Source organism: Streptobacillus canis (assembly GCF_009733925.1).
Lineage (GTDB): Bacteria > Fusobacteriota > Fusobacteriia > Fusobacteriales > Leptotrichiaceae > Streptobacillus > Streptobacillus canis.
Window position 1 is genome coordinate 39,184 of sequence record NZ_WOEI01000003.1, and the last position, 18,644, is coordinate 57,827.

Sequence of the window (18,644 nt, forward strand, 5' to 3'; positions counted from 1 at the left end):
AAATATGAAGGTATTAATAATAGGAGCGGGTGGTAGAGAAGATGCCATTATGTGGAAAGTTAAGCAAAATCCTAATGTAAAAGAAGTCTATAAAATGACATCAAATGATATTTTTGAAATAAGAGATTTTGCTTTAAATGAAAAAATTGATTTAACTATAGTTGGAAGTGAAGAACTATTAGTTAAAGGTATAGTTGATGAGTTTAAAAAAGTGAATTTAAGAATATTTGGGCCTAATAAAGAAGCAGCTATGCTTGAAGGATCTAAAGATTTTGCTAAAGAATTCATGAAAAAACACGGTATTAGTACTGCAAGTTATGAGTCTTTTACTGAAATGGAAAAAGCAGAAGAATATATTAAGAAAAACAATAAATATCCTATAGTTATCAAAGCAAGTGGTCTTGCTGCAGGTAAAGGAGTAATCATTGCAGAAAATGAGGGAGAAGCTATAAAAGCCATAAGAGATATTATGGAAGATAAAGCTTTTGGTTCTGCAGGAGATATAGTAGTAATAGAAGAATTTTTAAAAGGTGTTGAAATGTCTATACTTTCAATTACTGATACCAATATTATTCTTCCATTTAAATCTGCTAAAGATCATAAGAAAATACTAGAAGGTGAAAAAGGATTAAATACTGGAGGTATGGGTGTAATTTCACCTAATCCATACCATAGTGAATGGGTAGAAAAAGAATTTGTAGAAAAAATATTAAATCCAACTCTTGAAGGATTAAAAAAAGATGGCATGGATTTTGCTGGTATAATATTCTTTGGATTAATGATTACAGAAGATGGAGTATATTTACTTGAATACAATATGAGAATGGGAGATCCTGAAACTCAATGTCTACTTCCGTTAATGGAAAGTGATTTAATAGAAGTTATAGATGCTGCTTTAGATAAGAAATTAACTGAAGTAGAACTTAAATGGAAAGATGAACATTCTTGTTGTGTAGTAGCAGCTTCATTTGGATATCCAGAAAAATATGAAAAAGGTAAAGAAATTACTGGTATTGAAAATGTGAGTAAAGATGCACAAGTATTCTTAGCAGGAGTAAAAGTTGAAGATGGTAAATACTTTACTAATGGTGGAAGAGTATTAAATGTAGTTGCTCAAGCTAAAACAAGAGAAGAAGCAATAGAAAAAGCATATACAGAATTAGAAAAAATATCTTTTGAAGGTAAATATTCTAGAAAAGATATAGGGAAGATATATTAATAAATAAAGTTGGAAGTCTACTTCCAACTTTTATGTTGTTAACCTACAAATAAAATAAAAATTGAAAAAAGAGGTTAATAATGATACGATATATTTGTGAGGTGATATGATTGGAGATGAAAATATTAGAAGAATATGAAAAAGTTTTAGCTCAAAAAAATGAGATAGAAAAAGTATTACCAACCCTTTTAAATGGATATATCTCTATAAAAACTATTAAAGGTAAAAAATATTCATATTTACAAAATAGAGTAAATAATAAGATTAAAAGTAAATATTTAAGAGAAAATGAAATAGATGGTGTAAGGGAAGAATTAGAACTGTATAGAATGTATAAAGAAAATATTCCTAAAATAGAAGGACGCCTTAAAGAATTGGAACAAGCAGCTAAAATAGTTGATAAGAATATTTATAGAGAACTAAGATTAATTAAGATGGCGAATACATTAGATTTAATAGATGAAAAGCAGAAGAAAGAAAGTGTTAATTTTGCTGATGCGATTAGTTCTATTGAAGGAGTAGATGTAACTGAAAAAACACAGAAAAAGATTGAAAGTTGGTTAAAAGGAGAGAAATCATATTTAACCATATTTGAAGAGACTTTAAAAATGTATAAAAATGGAGAAGAATAATATGAGAGATCCGGATTTATTTAAAGATGCAGACGTATTAAAAAAATTAGGAGATATAAAAAATATTGATTTATTAAGAAAATTTGAAGCGGATATAACTAATTTATCAATGATCGCAGTATATAATCAGAATTATAGCATTTTTAATATCGAGACCTTACAGGATATACATTTTAGTATTTTTTCAAATATATATGAATGGGCGGGAGAATTTAGGACTATTCAAATTGTTAAATATGAAGATATACTAGGTGGCGATACAGTTAAGTATGCATTTCCCAAACAGATCAAGAAAGAACTTAATATTGTAATGAAGGAAGTAAACAAACTAGAAAGAACAGAAAATAATGATAAAGAACTAATATTTAAGATAGAAAGAATAGTTTCTAAAATTTGGCAAATACATCCTTTTAGAGAAGGAAATACAAGAACTTGCATAGCATTTGGAGTCCTACTTGCAAAAAAACTTGGATTTGATGTAAATTATTGTATTTTTAAAGAACATGCCAATTATGTTAGAAATGCATTAGTATGGGCATCACAAGGGATTTATTCTAAACATGAATATTTAGAACATATTTTTTATGACGTAATATTAGGTAATAATTTAGATGATAAAAATATCTTTGATAATTTAGAAAAAAAATATCAGAAAATTGAAGGTTATGATATAAGAGAATATAAAGAAAGAGTACATGAATATGTTGAAGAATAAAAAATTAAATAAAAGTTGGAAGTCTATTTCCAACTTTTATGAAAATAATTTTGAAAGATACATGTTATGGGTTATATTATTAATAAAATATAATTGGAGGGTAAAATACCTATGTGGTTAAAGTTAAATTCTGGTGGAATAGGAATACATTTTAGGATAAAGAGATATGGATATAACAAAAGTGAAGATGTATATTGTCGTTGGTGTAGAGTAGAAGTATTTTTAACTTCTATTGCTGGGTGGTTAAACTATGGTATAGATTCAGAGGTATTACTTGAATGTGAAGTTGACGAGTTAAAGGTAAAATTAGAAGAATTATTAAATAATGAACTTAAAGAAGATAAAGATTTATTGTTTTATGAACCAGATATAGAATTTAAGTTGAAAGCTAAAGAAAAAATATTATATTGGATTGTTAATTTTTGGAGTAATGGAACTTTAACAGCAAATTATATTACTCTTACTTTATGTGAAGAAAATATAGAAATATTAATTAAATACCTATATTTAATTACTGGTAAATTAAGTTTGGATTCTGAAGAGATACATAATTTAATAAAAAATGGATATATTTATGGTTAAAAATATATATAGGACTAATTTTATTAGGTATTTATGATTCAATGTTATTAAATGATATTAGCTATAAAAGATACTTTAAAGAGATAGTGGTAGCTTTTTTAACTGAAAATGTTGGACAATTACTAAATTATACTCAAATATGAAATATGTAAAGGTAAAAAAATAATGAAGTTATATATTATCAAGTAGCATATCAACTTCCAAATAATAATCATGAAACAGATAATTTATTACTTATAAAAGTTAATTATGAAAAAGTAGTAATTACAGGAAGGTATGAGGGAATAGAAAGTATTGATGGGGTTAAAATAAAATATATAGTAGATTGGTTATTAGAAAAATAAAACTCTTGAAATGAATAGTTGTTTCTAATATAATAGAGACAATAATATGGACTATATTGATTTAGTCAAATAATAATTTAAAATAGATAATATAAAGGAGAAAAATGGGAAAAATTAGTAATTTTATTAAAAGAATATGGAAAGGCATTTTAAGTAATTCATTTACTTGGTTAATGTTTTTTGTAATAGTAATATTCTTTGCGCCTATTGCAGTAAATCATATAATTAGAAAATTTGCTTATGATGATTATTCAGCATGGTTAGGATTTTCTGGAGAATATGTAGGAGCAGTAATAAGTGTACTTTTAGTATTTATAGGATATACATTAGAGAAAAAACATAATAAAAATATATCAGAAATAGAAGAGAAAGTAAGAACTAAAGCTAAATTTACCTTACATTTAAAGAACCTATATACTAATTTTTCAGGTAAAATATACTTTCCAAGACAAAATGATCTGTTTTTATACAGCAATGATAAATATACTAAAATAAAGAAACCTAATTTCTATTACTCTAAGTTAATACTTGATAATATAAATGAAAATGAAGAGGATACCTTCTTTTTAACAAATATTTCAGAGAATAAAATATTTGATGTTTCTATTACTGTAGAAATATTAGGGAATGATAAATTTAAACCTATAGAATATTATTTAAATTCTATGGATGAAGGAGAAACTGTTGCCCTATATAGCTTTGCGATTCCTTTTGAGTTTAAAGATGTAGAATTTGTTGTAAATTTAACATATACAAGTTCTAAAAAGGAAAAAGTTAAACTAAAATTTGTAGAAACTGATATTGAAGGATATTTTTCTACAGTTGAAGAAGTCAATCTATTTGATGATGATAGAGTATATTATTCACCTAGAGGAGAATCATATTATATTAAAAGTGATGAAAATATGAAAACAGAAAATTTTGAAACTAAGATATTAGTTAATTTTAGTGAATATGAAACAACTATGAAAGATTTAGTTATAAATGATAAGAAGTATAAAAATGGAGTAATTTTAGGTGAAATAGATATAAATGAATATCAAAATACTAAATTAGTAGAAGATATTTATTTGATAACTATAAACAAAGCGATTCAATCATATGATGGAATATATATGATATATGATATTAAAGAAGAAAAAGAAATTAAATTAAGTGATATAGAATCTCTAGTAATAGACTAGAGATTTTTTACTTTAATTGACTTGAAAAAAAAAATACTGTATAATTGTATTACAAGTAATACAGTTGAGGAGGGAAAATAATGAGCACACTTTCATTTAGAGTTTCAGAAGATGAAGCAGAATTAATTAGAAATTATACAAAAGTTAATGATATTAATATGTCATCATTTATCAAAAATCTTGTTTTAGATAAAATAGAAGAAGATTTAAAATTGGATGAAGAAAGAATATTAAAAGCAATGGAAAAAATAAAAAAAGAAAAAACAATTACTGCTGAAGAATTATGGGAAAGGCTTGATGTATAATGTATAAAGTTAGATTTACTGAAAATTTTGAGAAAGAGTTGAAAAAATTAGATAAATCTACTTTAAGGGTTATAAAAAATTGGATAATAAAAAACTTAATTGCAGTTGAAAATCCAAGACAAAAAGGAAAGGCACTTACAGGTAATCTTAAAGGCGTATGGAGATATAGAGTTGGAGATTATAGACTGTTTGCAAGGATTGAAGATGATATACTTATAGTTTTTTTATTTGATGTTGGACATAGAAAAAATATATATAAATAAAAATCTCTAGTAATAGACTAGAGATTTTTTGTCTATTGACAAAATTAAGAGTGTGGGGTATATATTATGGAGGAGAGTGATATATAAGATGAAAAAGATGTTTTTAATTTTAAGTCTAATAGGTATGTTTGGATATAGCAATACTATTAGAGATGTAGAAGAAGTAAAATTTATTAATGCATATATTGATACAGATACTTCTATAACTGATAGAATAGATGAAAATGTATATGTTAATATAGATGTTACAAAATGGTTAAATTCAAATAGAATGGGTACACAAGGATTTAACGATTTTGCTCCTGAATTAAATATAGGAGTGAATGGAAGTATTAAAGATGTTAAACTTGGAGCTTTTGCTGGATATCAAAATGAAAATGCTCATCAAGTTCAAGTTGGTTTAAATGTAAAATATAAAGAATATAAAGGCTTTGTAAGATATAGAGCAGCCTTAAAAGAGTTAGCATTAAATCATAATGTAGATGTATACAATAAATATGAAAAAGATATACAAGTATTAGAAGATTTAACTATAACTCCAGGGGTTGGACTTCTAGTAGGAATATCATCTCCTAGTAAGGTTTCAAAAGCTAGATCATTAACAACAGGATTTAATGTTAGTGGAGATATAGATACTAAGATAAAATATGATATTAAGAAAATAGATGCAAGTCTAATCACTAAGCCTTATGGAAGCATAGGTTATGCACAACAAGCAGTTTACGAAAATCAAAGTCCTAATAATAAAATAAAGATAGGAGAACTAATATTTAAATATGGTATAGATTTAACTTTTGATAAACATTTTAATAAATTTGGTCTATCTACTAGCTTAGGTGCAGGAGGAAATCATAAAGGGGCATTTAATATAAAAGCTGGTATAGGAATGAAATATGATTGGGAATAAAATAAAATCTCTAGATTAAAGTCTAGAGATTTTTGCTATAAAATCACATAGAAATATTGCAAACGGTTGCATATCAAGGTATAATATGGATAGGAAATGGAGGTATTTATGAATAAAATATTTAGAAAATTAGTGTTTGCTTTTTTACTGTTAATGCAAATAGTTGTATTTGCTGCAAGTACTAAAGTAATTATTCACTATAAACCAAGTGAAAATTTAGAGTGGGATTTATGGGTATGGCCTGATAAAGGTAATGGAAATGCGTATGCCTTTGATAAAGAAGATGAATTCGGGAAATATGCAGAAATTACTTTAGATGGAGAACATAAAAAAGTTGGATACATTGTTAGACTTTCAGATTGGTCTAAAAAAGATGTAGGAGAAGACAGATTTATCGATATTGAAGATGGAGAAACTGAAATATGGGTTAAATCACAAGATCCTATGACATATTATTCTAATCCAGATAAAGCACCATTAGTGTTCCAAAATGTTAATTTAGATATTACATATTATCCAGTAGAAAAAGATGCTAAAAAATACAGAGTAAAAGTATGGGCCGAAGGGCAAAAACCAAAATATATTAATTTAGAACAAGATGGTGAAAAATTTGTTGCTAAAGGGAATTATGAAGGTAAAGATATCAGTAAATTAAATTTTGAAATTACTAAGAGATGGTGGTTCTTCTTTGAAAAAATAGTAGATGTTTCAAGAGAAATAACTAAAATAGATGAAAGTGGTAATGTAAATATTTTTATAAATCAAGAAGATAAAACTATATATAAATCAGCAGAATCAGCAACTAAACCAAAAGCTATTGAAAGTGCTAGTATAGATGCAATGAATTCTATTACTGTTAAGACTAATAAGAATTTTAATTTAGAAAAAGAAATGGCTAGAGGAATTACAGCTAATTTTGATAATAAGGTGAAAGAAATTATTTCTTTAACTGAAGATCCAGTACAAACAGATATGTTTAAAATAGTATTTGATAAAGACTTAGATTTAAAGAATAAAGATGGAAAAGTAATGATGGCTACATTTGGTGAAGCTAAAGTTAATTTAGGAAGTGTAGTTAGAGATAAAAGCTTTGATGATTTCTATGCATATGATGGAGAGCTTGGAGCTATATATACAAAAGATGAAACAACTATAAAAGTTTGGGCACCTACAGCAGAGTTTGTAAACTTATTAACTTATGAAGGTGAACAAGTTATTAAAGAACCTATGGTATTAGGGGAAAAAGGAGTATATTCTATTACTTTCCCTGGTGATAAATTAGGTTTAGTATATCAATTTGAAGTTGGAGTTAATGGAGAAGTTAATGTAACTAATGATCCATACACTTATTCAACTACAGTTAATGGTGAAAAATCTGTAGTTGTTAATCCAAGTATTTCTGATGTTCCAAATCCAGTAATTGATAACCCTATCATATATGAATTACATGTTAGAGATTTATCAGTACATCCTGGAAGTGGAATTAATAATAAAGGTAAATTCTTAGGATTAACTGAAACAGGAACAAAAACAGCAAGTGGACAAATTACAGGACTAGACTATATTAAATCTTTAGGAATAACTCACGTACAATTATTACCTATATATGATTTCAGTTCATATTCAGTAGATGAAACAGATCAATTTGCTAGATATAACTGGGGATATGATCCAGTAAACTATAACAGTGTTGAAGGTTCATATTCAACTAATCCATATGATCCTAATGTTAGAATACAAGAATTACAAAAAACAATAGATGTATTACATCAAAATAATTTAGGTGTAATTATGGACGTTGTATATAACCACGTATTTAGTGCAGGAGAACATGCATTTAATAAAATTGTTCCAGGATATTATTATAGATATGATATGGATGGAAATTTAACTAATGGAACTGGTGTAGGAAATGATGTAGCTAGTGAAAGAAAAATGGTTAAGAAATATATAATAGACAGTGCTAAATATTGGGCTAAGACATATAAATTAGATGGATTCCGTTTTGATTTAATGGGTATACTTGATGTTGATACTATGAATGAATTAAGAGATGAAATGAAGAAAATTAACCCTAATTTCTTTATACTTGGAGAAGGATGGGATATGGGAACTCTTGATCCTGAATTAAGAGCAAATCAAAATAATGCAAATAAACTTGAAGGTATAGCATTCTTTAATGATGATTTCAGAGATGCAGTTAAAGGATCTACTTTTGGAGAAATAAGTAAAGGATTCATTAGTGGAAACTTAAAACAAGAAGAAAGACTATTTACTTCAATTAAAGGTGGAGAAGGTATGAGAACATATACATCTCCTATGCAATTAATTCAATATATTGAAGCACATGATAACTTAACTTTATTTGATCAAATAACTAAAACTAATGATACTGAAGATTTAGCAATGATAACTAGAAGACATAATCTAGGAACAACTATAGTTCTTCTATCACAAGGTGTTCCATTTATTCATGCAGGACAAGAATTTTTAAGAACTAAAGGTGGAGATGAAAATTCATATAAATCAAGTGATGAAGTAAATAGACTTGATTGGGAACTTGCAAGAAGAAATGCAGCAAGTATAGATTTAGTTAGAGAATTAATTAAAATACGTAAAGCAAATCCTGACTTTAATTTAAAATCATTTGATGAAGTTAATAAGACTATAACTCCTATTAAAGTATTAGATCAGGTTGTAGCATATACACAAGCAGATAAAGTAATAATATATAATGCTAGTGGAAAAGAAAAAGAAGTTCAAGTACCTAATGGAAATTATGTAGTACTTGTTAAAGATAATAAGGCTAAGGCAGAAGGTCTTGGAGAAATAGAAGTAAAAGATGGAAAAGTAAAAGTATCAATGCAATCAGCATTAGTACTTAAGAAAAAATAAGATTTAGGGGCAATATTGCCCCTTTTCTTAAGATTTGATATAATATGAAAAAAAGGAGGAGATATGTCAACAATAACAAAAACAAGTAAAAAGAGTTTTTTTAAGTTAGTTTTTAGTAGAACCTTAGTTGTAACAGTGTTATTATTACTAGAATTAGCTCTAGTATTAATGTCTGTAATGTGGTTAGGCAAAAACATGTATATACTAATAGGAAGTAGTAGAATTATCAGTTTTGGTATGATAGTTTATTTAATAAATAATAGACAAAATGCTAATGTTAAATTAGTTTGGATATTATTAATATTACTTTTACCTTTATTTGGAATATGTCTTTATTGGTTTGTTAAATTAGATTTTGGAAGTAGAATGATGAAAAAGAGAATAGTTGAGATTCAAGCACAAACTAAAAATCTTTTAGTTCAAAAACAAGAGATACTTAATAAAGTAAGAGATGAAAAAGAATATGAATTAAGAAATATTGCAAGATATATCAAAAATACTGGTGGATATAACCTATATCAAGATAGTGAAGTTAAGTATTATTCATTAGGTGAATATATGTTCTTAGATATGTTATTAGCATTAAAAGAAGCAAAGAAATTCATATTTATAGAATACTTTATTATAGAACAAGGTAAAATGTGGAATTCTATTGTAGAGATATTAAAACAAAAAGTTCTAGAGGGTGTAGAAGTAAGAGTAATGTATGATGGAACTTGTGAATACACGACTTTAGATAGAGATTATCCAAAAGAATTGATATTACATGGAATAAAAGCACAAACTTTCTCACCAGTAACACCATTTGTTTCAACACACTATAACAATAGAGATCATAGAAAAATTATGGTTATAGATGGTAAGATAGGATTTACTGGAGGAGTAAACTTAGCTGATGAATATATTAATGAAATAGTTAAACATGGTCATTGGAAAGATACTGGTATTAGAATAATGGGAGATGCAGTTAAAACACTTACATTAATGTTCTTACAATCATGGAACTTATTTGATTATGAAAGTAAAGAATATTCTAAATACTTAGATATTTCTCATGATATTAAAAATGATGGATACATAATTCCTTATGGAGATGAACCATTTGATAATGAATTATTAGGTCAAAATGTATATATTGATATTATTAATAATGCAAAAGAATATGTATATATTATGACACCATATTTAATTATTGATAATGAAATGACAGCTGCTATGAAACTTGCAGCAATTAAAGGTGTGGATATTAGATTAATATTACCATATATACCAGATAAAGAAACACCTTTTGCTCTAGCTCATAGCCATTATGCTGAACTTATGGATGCAGGAGTTAAGATATATGAATATAACCCAGGATTTGTACATGCTAAGATGTTTATTTCAGATGATATAAAGGCTGTAGTAGGAACTATAAACTTAGATTATAGAAGTCTATATCATCATTTTGAAAATGCAGTATATATGTATAAAATGGATGTTATTAAAGATATTAAAGAAGACTTTGAAGATACATTCAAAAAATCACATATTGTTTCACATAGAGAATTAAAAAATGATAAATTAACAAGAAAAATAATAGGAAAATTAACGAAAATTTTCGCACCATTGCTATAACAATAATGAAGATGTATTTTTTTTGATACATCTTTTTTGTTTAGTTGAATTAAGCCTTTCAATATTGTATAATTAAAAGAAGAGAATAAATTAGGAGGAAATAATGTTATTAGATATTTTAAAGGTCTTTATACTTTCGCTAATTGAGGCGTTTACAGAGTTTATACCTGTAAGTTCAACTGGACATATGATACTTGCTGATAAATACATTAATTTATCAAGCAACAAGGAGTTTGTTACAGCATTTCAGGTAATAATACAACTTGGAGCAATACTTGCTGTTGTGGTAATCTTTTTTAAGAAACTTTATCCTTTTATGTATAAAGGAGAAAAAAGGAAAAGTTTACTTGTACTTTGGTCTAAAATAATAGTAGCTGTATTACCTGCGGTGGTTTTAGGTTTACTGTTTGATGACTATATTGAAGAACATTTCTTTAATGCAACTATAGTTGCTTCTATGCTTTTAGTTTATGGGATACTTTTAATATTTATTGAAAGTAAAAATAGGAGAGCAAGTATAAATAATCTTGCCAATATTACTTATCCTGTGGCTCTTGCTATAGGACTATTTCAATGTCTTGCAATGATACCTGGGACTTCACGTTCTGCAGCAACAATAATAGGAGCGATGTTTTTAGGATTAAGTAGAGTGGCAGCAACAGAATTTTCTTTCTTTTTAGCAATTCCAACTATGCTTGGAGCAACAACTTTAAAATTAATAAAAATTGGATCACTATTAAGTGGATATGAGTTATTCTTAATATTTTTAGGATTAATATTTACATTCATAATGTCTTTAATGATAATAAATTCTTTCTTAAAATACATTAAGAAGCATGATTTTAAAGTATTTGGATATTATAGAATAGTGATAGCAATATTAATACTTTTAGATATATATGTGTGGTAATAAATGAAGATAAAATCAAATTATGAGATAAATGAGAATAAATGGAATGAATTTATTTATGTATTCTTTAAAGAAAATGAAGATGAAGTATATATTGAAGTAAAAGAGGATGAAGAGTATATACATATTTCTGCAAATAATGGAGAAAAAAGCATTGAATACAAATTAGAAAAAATGATAGATAATCAAATAGAAGTTATGCTTAAAGCATGTTTATTAAAGCTATATGATATATATGTTCCATGGGGTTCTTTAGTTGGAGTAAGGCCAACAAAACTTGTTAGAAAATTACTTAAAGATAACGATTATGAGAAGATAGTTAAAGTATTACAAGAAATATATTTAGTAAGTTCTGAAAAATCAAACTTGTTAATAGAGGTAGTTAAGAATTCAATTGATTTCTTAGATGATAAAACTATAGGTATATATATTGGACTTGCATTTTGTCCTACAAAATGCACCTATTGTTCTTTCCCTGCGTATCTAAAAAAGGGGAAATATGAACAAAGATATGAAGAATACTTTCAAACTTTACTTAGAGAGATTAGGGAAGTTGGTTCTCTATGTAAAGAATTAAATCTTGAGATAAATAGTATATATGTAGGTGGAGGAACTCCAAGTTATTTATCAATAGAGGAATTAAACGAACTCTTAGTAACTATTAAAGAATATATAGACATGAAATCTTTAAAAGAATATACTTTTGAAGCAGGAAGAATAGATACATTAGATAGTCAAAAACTTACTATGCTTAAAGACTTTGATGTTACAAGAATAAGTATTAATCCACAATCATTTAAGGATTCAACTTTAAAACTTGTAAATAGATATCATAACATAGATAAACTTAATGAAGTATATATGGAAGCAAAAAGATTGAAATTAGACATTAATATGGATTTCATAATAGGACTTCCACGTGAAAATACAGAAGATGTATTAAATACTTTAGAAAAGTTTAAACAGTATGATCCAGAAAATGTAACTTTCCACTATTTAGCTATGAAGAAAGCATCAATTCTTACTAAAAGTAAATATTTTGAAGAAGATGCCTTAGATCATAAATTAATAACTCAAAAGATAACAGAAATAATGAGAGAAAAACAATATTTCCCCTACTATATGTACAGACAAAAGAGTTCTAGTATAGATGGAGAAAATATGGGATATTGTAAGGAAGGAAAGCAATTAATTTACAATATAGAGATGATAGAAGAATACAAGACTATCATATCTATAGGTGCTGGAGCTATAACTAAATTAATTAAAGATGATATAATAAAGAGGCTTATAAATCCTAAAGATCCACTTATGTGGATAGATGAATTTGAAGATAGACTAAATGAAAAGAAAAAAGAAATTAGGGGGCTAATGTGAGAAAATTAAAATATGTTTTAATTACATTATTAATATTATTTGTATTTAATTTCATTAAAGGAATATTTGGATTTGAAACTCATGGAGGTGACGTGCCTCGTGTTGAAATTAATGAAGAAATAGTATTTCAAGATGAGAAGAATGCAGATAAATTATTTGATATTAACACTGTAGGTTATGAAGATATAGTTGGAAATGGAATTTCGAGTAAAGAAGCTTACAAAATACTTGAATATAGGGATTTTGTTGGGTATATTGATAATGTAGATTACTTAATTAGAGCTAGAGGTATAAACAAAGGTAATATAGATAGAATAAAGAAAAACTTTTATGTAGAAGAAACAGAAGAAAAAGAATATGTTAAACATAATATTAATGCCTTAGATGAAGATGGCTTGTATATGCTTGGATTTTCAAAACAAGATGTTAAAACTATTCTAGATTTAAGAAATTCTGGAGAGATTAAATCAGATCTTGATTTAAAAGGAAAAGTAAATATGAATATAGTTAGTAAACATATACAGTTTTAGGAGATGGATATGAATAGAGAAGAAAAGGACAGAGAGAATATTTTTGCTCTATTGTCAGGTTTAAAGATGGCAGTAGAAAATAAGAACTTAGTACAAAAAGAATTTTGTAGTGCACTACTTTCTAAATACTTACAAGAAGGAGTTAATATCTATGAATTTGTGGAAAAAGAAGAAATAGAAAAATATATAAATGAAGGGTTGAATCTTTTTGTGAAGAGAAAAAGAAAATATTTTATTAAGAAAACATTATTTAACGTATTTACAGGTATGGCAGCAGCAATATTTACTTATATATTTTTAGGAGTATCATTTGCGAAATCGTTAGCAGTATTTCTAGGAGCTTTTTTAATAGATAGTTTTATTAAGTTAAAAGTTAGTAAAATAGTCTTTGTAAATGAAGTAAGAAAAGAATATGAAAGATATGTGGATTCTAAATTAATACATATTAGAGAAAGTGAGGATGTGAGTAAATTATGGAAATAAGAAGACCTAAGATAGAAGGGTATAAAATAGGTAATCTTTCTCCTAATGTTAAATTCACAAAAGAATTAAAAGTTAAAGAATCTGAAAAAAGGGGAATAAAAGAATTTAATTCATCACTTGAGAAAATGAGATCTGAAATGTGGTATCCAAATAAGGATATAACAACAGTTCATATTAAGAACGAGATAAAAAAAGTAGAGGGAATTAGAGTTGTTAAATATTCGGTGGATGAAGAAAATAAAGAAAAACTAATAATATTTTTCCATGGTGGAGGATATTATGGAGGTTCAACAGATACTATACATTATACATGTAGATATATGGCTGAAAAAACAGGATCAACTGTAGTATCAGTAGATTATTCTTTAGCACCAGAATTTCCATTTCCTACTTCTATAGAAGAGGGATATACTATACTAAAATATTATGAAAATAGATATGAAAGTATTTATCTTGGTGGAGATAGTGCAGGTGGTGGACTTGCATGTTCTGTAGTAATTAAAGATATAGAGGAAAATACTAAGATAGCTGATGGGTTAATCATGTATTATCCAGTTTTACTTATAGATCTTAAAGATAATTGTAGAGAAGATTTTATATGGGATATTAAAGAGTATGATATAGATGAAACTAGTCCTGATGCAGGTTTAATGAAATCAGAATCTAGTGGTTTAAAATATGCTATGCCATATATTAAAGATATGTATATTAAAACTAATGAAGCTAAAGAGAATTACTATATCTCTCAAATAAATGCACCAGACAGCGTGTTAAGACAATTTCCTAAAACTTTAATATTTACTGTTGAATATGATTATTTAAGACTAGAAGCGGAATATTTCCACAAAAGACTTAGAGAAAATGCAGTAAAATCTATTGGGATTAGATATGCTGGTGAAGTGCATGCCTTTATAGATAAAACAGGATATAATGACAATATCATAGATAGTATAGATGAAATTAGGGAGTTCATAAAATGATAAAAGAAATAGTTAGTTCAGAAATAAAAGACCTTTTAACACTACATAGTGAAGAATATAGTGAAAAAGGTTATTATTTAGAAAATGATGGGCATGAAATATATTATGAAGTTAGTGGTAATGAAGAAGGTATACCAGTTGTATTTGTACATGGTGGGCCTGGATCACCTATGGGTGATTATGCAAAAAGATTTTTTGATAAAGATAAATATAGAATAATAGTAATAGATCAAAGAGGATGTGGAAAAAGTAAACCTTTTGCTAAAATGGAAGGTAATAATACTTTTGCATTAATTGATGATATGGAAAAAATAAGAGAGAAACTAGGAATTGAAAAATGGGTAGTATTTGGAGGTTCTTGGGGGTCAACTTTATCTTTAGTATATAGTATTACTCATCCTGAAAGAGTTAAAAAAATAGTGTTAAGAGGAATATTTTTAGCTAGAGATGAAGATGTAAATTGGCTATATAAAGAAGGTGCAAGCTATTTTTATCCAGAAGAATTTGATAAGTTTGTTGCTCCTCTTACAGAAGAAGAAAGAAAAAATCCAGTTGAGTCATATTTAAAATATCTACAAATGGATATGGAAATTGCTAAAAAATATGCAAAAGTTTGGTCAGATTGGGAGCATTCTTGTGTAAGACTTATTAGAAAAGATAATTTAAGTGAAATATCACAAGCAGATATTTCAATGGCAATAATAGAATGTGTTTATTTTAATAATAATTCATTTTTACCAACTAAAAACTATATTTTAGAAAATGTAGATAAAATAAAGGATATAGAGATAGATATAGTTCATGGTAGATATGATGTAGATTGTAGATTAATAGGAGCTTATGAGCTATATAAAAATCTTAATAATGCAAAACTATATATAGTTCAAGATGCAGGACATTCTAGTCTTGAAAAAGGTATTACACATAAATTAATGGAAATAATGGAGGAATATAGTGAAAGATAAGATAAAATTAATAGCTATAGACTTTGATGGAACTTTCTTAGATGACAGTCATTTCAAACAAGACTTAAGTTATGTAGAAAAATTAAGAGAGAAGAACCTTAGTCAAGAGATAGTATTTGCAAGTGGAAGAGCAACTGCAGGTATAGTTGAACTTGTTAAAAGAATAAAAATGACTGATATGGTAAGATACATAATTGGACATAATGGTGCTGAAATTTATGACCTTAAAGAAAATAAGATAATATATCAAGAATGTATAGAGGATGATTTAGCTTTTGGTATAATAAAACTATTAGAAGAAAAAGGACTTAATACTCCAATAAGTTTCCATGATTGGGATAATTTCTATACATATAAAAATGAGGGTGTATATACAGAACTTGTTGAACTTGAGAAAAAAGTTAATTTTGTAAATTTAATAAATATAGATGACCCTAAAGATTTCCCTGAACACAAGATAAAACTTATGGTATTTACTAAAGATACTGAGGAATTAAATTTAGTATATGATATTATTGCTAAAAGTGAATTTAATGATAAGGTTACTCAAGCTAGAAGTGGTTTCTTTTTAGATGAATTAACTAAAAAAGGGATTAATAAAGCAAAAGGTCTTGAGGTATTATGTTCAAAATTAAATATAGATTTAAAAGATGTACTTGCATTTGGAAATGCTGAAAATGATTTAGATATGTTACTTGAAGTAGGTTATGGTTTTGCTATGAAAAATGCAGAAAAGATAGTTTTAGACAAAATAGAGAGAGTTACAAAATATACTAATAATGAATTTGGTGTAGAAAGAGAAATAATAGAATTTTTAGGAATATAAGGAGAGAAAGAATATGAAAAAAATGTTATTTGTGTTAATGTTACCAATATTTGCCTTAGCAAATGTGGATGTAGTAAATGTTAAAAATATCAAATATGAAGAGTCAGATTTAAAGAAAATAGAGTTGTCAATAAAAGAAAGATTATCTGAAGATACAAAAGAAATTAGCGATGCTTTAGCTGAAATGTTAAATTTACAATTAGGAGAAAAGGTTGAGAAAAAATTTATTGAAACAAAACTTGAAAATCTCTTTAATACAATGTTAGAGTCAATTAACTTAAAATTAGAAAAAATAGTGTTTTTAGATGAAAAAGAAGGTGTTTCAATTTACCAATTTAAAGATATTTCTAGTGAGTTTTCTATTAATCAAGAAGAACTAACTTATAATTTATTAATTAAAATCGCACAAAAACCTGAATTAATTAATGATGAAAAGAAAATGTTTGAATTTATGATAGATAAAGTAATTGAATTAGTAGAGAAAGAAATCAAAAAAGAATTTAAATTAACTAAAGCAGCTATGCCATTAATTAAAAAAGATGGCAACTGGATAATTGAAAGATAAAAAATAGAAAGGAAAATATATGTCAGAAATAGTCCAATATATTTTAGGTATTAGTCCTAGCATACTATTACCTATCATTATTATAATTATGTCATTGTTTATGAAGATGCGTCTGAAAGATGCTTTAATTTCAGGTATTACACTTGCAATAGCATTTACATCGATTTCACTTGTAATAGAATTTATGTTTAATACTATTTCGCCTGTTGCTTTAAGGTTTGTAGAGTACACTAATATTAAACTTGACGTAATAGATTTAGGATTTTCTCCTATGGTAACTATATCGTTTGCTTGGCCTTTTGCGATTATAATATTTCCGTTACAAATTGTATTAAATTTAATATTAATTCATTTTGATCAAACAAATATTTTAAATGTTGATATCTTTAATATATGGACTAAGGTTTTTACAGCAGCTATAGTTACAGTATTATCTGGTAGTGTTTTATTTGGTTTTATTTCTGCAACTATACAAATTATTGCAGAACTTAAAGTAGCAGAAAAAATTAGAAGAAGAACAGATGAAATTACCGGGATGGAATCTACAACGACAACACATGTTTCTATACTTCAATGTATATTAATGTACCCAATTAGTGAGTTTTTAGATAAAATACCATTTATTAGAGATACTGAACTTGATATAGATCATTTAAAAAATAAGATAGGTGTATTTGGTGAAGATTCAGTAATGGGATTTATTATAGGTATGATACTTTCGATTTTTTCAGGATATTCAATACTTGAAAGTGTCGAAATTGCAGTAAAGCTTGCTGCAACATTAGTACTTTTACCAATGATTGCAGGAATGTTTGTCAAAGCTTTAAATCCAGTATCAGAAGTTGCTAAAAATTTTATGGAAAATAAATATAAACATAAAGATATAGTGATAGGTCTTGACTGGCCTATATTAGGATCTGCACCAGAATTATGGATAGTTTCAGTATTGTTAATCCCAGTAACTTTAATGCTAGCTTTAATTTTTTCAAAGCTTGGATTTAGTAGTATATTACCTCTTCCAGGAATTGTAAATCCTGTGATAGTAGTTCCTGCTTTAATAGTAGCTAATAGAAATTTACTTAAAATGCTAATACTTGGAACAATAATTACTCCTATATATTTGATGGTTTCAACTAATATAGCTCCTGCTATTACTCAACTTTCAAAGAGTATAGGAGGAATAGGAAATAAGGGACAATTAATTAGTTACTATGGTTTTGAAAGTCCTTTTTTTAGATGGGCTATGATAAAATTTTTTGAATTTAAAATTTATGGAGTGGTTGCATTTATATTAATCATATTACTATATATCTTTTTTTATAAGAATTTTGATAGAAGGTGAGAA

The 18,644-nt window shown here is 26.6% G+C and carries 19 protein-coding genes; all 19 read left to right on the forward strand.

Going from position 1 to position 18,644, the window contains the following annotated elements:
- Positions 1-4 precede the first annotated feature (4 nt).
- The 19 genes from purD to GM111_RS01800 all read left to right on the forward strand — a co-directional run bounded on the left by purD (position 5) and on the right by GM111_RS01800 (position 18,641).
- Positions 5-1,219: a phosphoribosylamine--glycine ligase gene (gene purD, locus GM111_RS01710; protein WP_156299166.1), complete on the forward strand. Its 1,215-nt coding sequence runs from the start codon at positions 5-7 to the stop codon at positions 1,217-1,219.
- A gap of 116 nt (positions 1,220-1,335) precedes the next feature.
- On the forward strand, positions 1,336-1,851 hold the full coding sequence (locus tag GM111_RS01715; RefSeq protein WP_156299167.1) for a hypothetical protein: 516 nt from the start codon (positions 1,336-1,338) through the stop codon (positions 1,849-1,851).
- A 1-nt stretch (position 1,852) separates the two neighbouring features.
- A complete protein-coding gene (locus GM111_RS01720) occupies positions 1,853-2,566 on the forward strand; it encodes a Fic/DOC family protein (protein ID WP_197034439.1) in 714 nt (237 codons plus the stop codon).
- A gap of 111 nt (positions 2,567-2,677) precedes the next feature.
- Complete coding sequence (locus tag GM111_RS01725) at positions 2,678-3,148, forward strand: WapI family immunity protein (protein ID WP_156299169.1); 471 nt, start codon at positions 2,678-2,680, stop codon at positions 3,146-3,148.
- Between the two features lie 448 nt (positions 3,149-3,596).
- On the forward strand, positions 3,597-4,676 hold the full coding sequence (locus GM111_RS01730) for a hypothetical protein (protein WP_156299170.1): 1,080 nt from the start codon (positions 3,597-3,599) through the stop codon (positions 4,674-4,676).
- An 80-nt stretch (positions 4,677-4,756) separates the two neighbouring features.
- Positions 4,757-4,981 carry a DUF6290 family protein gene (locus GM111_RS01735; RefSeq protein ID WP_156299171.1) on the forward strand — a complete coding sequence of 75 codons (225 nt, stop codon included), beginning with the start codon at positions 4,757-4,759 and terminating at the stop codon, positions 4,979-4,981.
- On the forward strand, positions 4,978-5,244 hold the full coding sequence (locus GM111_RS01740; RefSeq protein WP_456243022.1) for a type II toxin-antitoxin system RelE family toxin: 267 nt from the start codon (positions 4,978-4,980) through the stop codon (positions 5,242-5,244). Before GM111_RS01735 ends, GM111_RS01740 begins: the two co-directional genes overlap by 4 nt.
- An 88-nt stretch (positions 5,245-5,332) precedes the next feature.
- Positions 5,333-6,151 (forward strand): hypothetical protein, encoded by an 819-nt coding sequence (locus tag GM111_RS01745; protein ID WP_156299173.1) that lies wholly within the window; start codon positions 5,333-5,335, stop codon positions 6,149-6,151.
- Between the two features lie 108 nt (positions 6,152-6,259).
- On the forward strand, positions 6,260-9,046 hold the full coding sequence (pulA, locus tag GM111_RS01750; protein ID WP_197034440.1) for a type I pullulanase: 2,787 nt from the start codon (positions 6,260-6,262) through the stop codon (positions 9,044-9,046).
- A gap of 63 nt (positions 9,047-9,109) precedes the next feature.
- On the forward strand, positions 9,110-10,663 hold the full coding sequence (gene cls, locus GM111_RS01755) for a cardiolipin synthase (RefSeq protein ID WP_156299175.1): 1,554 nt from the start codon (positions 9,110-9,112) through the stop codon (positions 10,661-10,663).
- A gap of 103 nt (positions 10,664-10,766) precedes the next feature.
- Positions 10,767-11,573, forward strand: a complete 807-nt coding sequence (locus GM111_RS01760) for an undecaprenyl-diphosphate phosphatase (protein ID WP_156299176.1) — start codon at positions 10,767-10,769, stop codon at positions 11,571-11,573.
- A 3-nt stretch (positions 11,574-11,576) separates the two neighbouring features.
- Positions 11,577-12,950 (forward strand): coproporphyrinogen III oxidase, encoded by a 1,374-nt coding sequence (locus GM111_RS01765; protein WP_156299177.1) that lies wholly within the window; start codon positions 11,577-11,579, stop codon positions 12,948-12,950.
- The gene (locus GM111_RS01770; RefSeq protein ID WP_156299178.1) at positions 12,947-13,480 is read left to right on the forward strand and encodes a helix-hairpin-helix domain-containing protein; all 534 of its coding nucleotides are present in this window, start codon (positions 12,947-12,949) and stop codon (positions 13,478-13,480) included. Before GM111_RS01765 ends, GM111_RS01770 begins: the two co-directional genes overlap by 4 nt.
- Before the next feature lie 9 nt (positions 13,481-13,489).
- On the forward strand, positions 13,490-13,963 hold the full coding sequence (locus GM111_RS01775; RefSeq protein ID WP_156299179.1) for a hypothetical protein: 474 nt from the start codon (positions 13,490-13,492) through the stop codon (positions 13,961-13,963).
- On the forward strand, positions 13,954-14,943 hold the full coding sequence (locus GM111_RS01780; RefSeq protein WP_156299180.1) for an alpha/beta hydrolase fold domain-containing protein: 990 nt from the start codon (positions 13,954-13,956) through the stop codon (positions 14,941-14,943). Before GM111_RS01775 ends, GM111_RS01780 begins: the two co-directional genes overlap by 10 nt.
- Positions 14,940-15,908 carry a prolyl aminopeptidase gene (pip, locus tag GM111_RS01785; protein WP_156299181.1) on the forward strand — a complete coding sequence of 323 codons (969 nt, stop codon included), beginning with the start codon at positions 14,940-14,942 and terminating at the stop codon, positions 15,906-15,908. Before GM111_RS01780 ends, pip begins: the two co-directional genes overlap by 4 nt.
- Positions 15,898-16,734 (forward strand): Cof-type HAD-IIB family hydrolase, encoded by an 837-nt coding sequence (locus tag GM111_RS01790; protein WP_197034441.1) that lies wholly within the window; start codon positions 15,898-15,900, stop codon positions 16,732-16,734. Before pip ends, GM111_RS01790 begins: the two co-directional genes overlap by 11 nt.
- 13 nt (positions 16,735-16,747) lie before the next feature.
- Positions 16,748-17,299 (forward strand): hypothetical protein, encoded by a 552-nt coding sequence (locus tag GM111_RS01795; RefSeq protein ID WP_156299183.1) that lies wholly within the window; start codon positions 16,748-16,750, stop codon positions 17,297-17,299.
- A 19-nt stretch (positions 17,300-17,318) separates the two neighbouring features.
- Entirely contained in the window at positions 17,319-18,641 is a 1,323-nt protein-coding gene (locus tag GM111_RS01800; RefSeq protein WP_156299184.1) for a PTS transporter subunit IIC, read from the forward strand.
- Positions 18,642-18,644 lie beyond the last annotated feature (3 nt).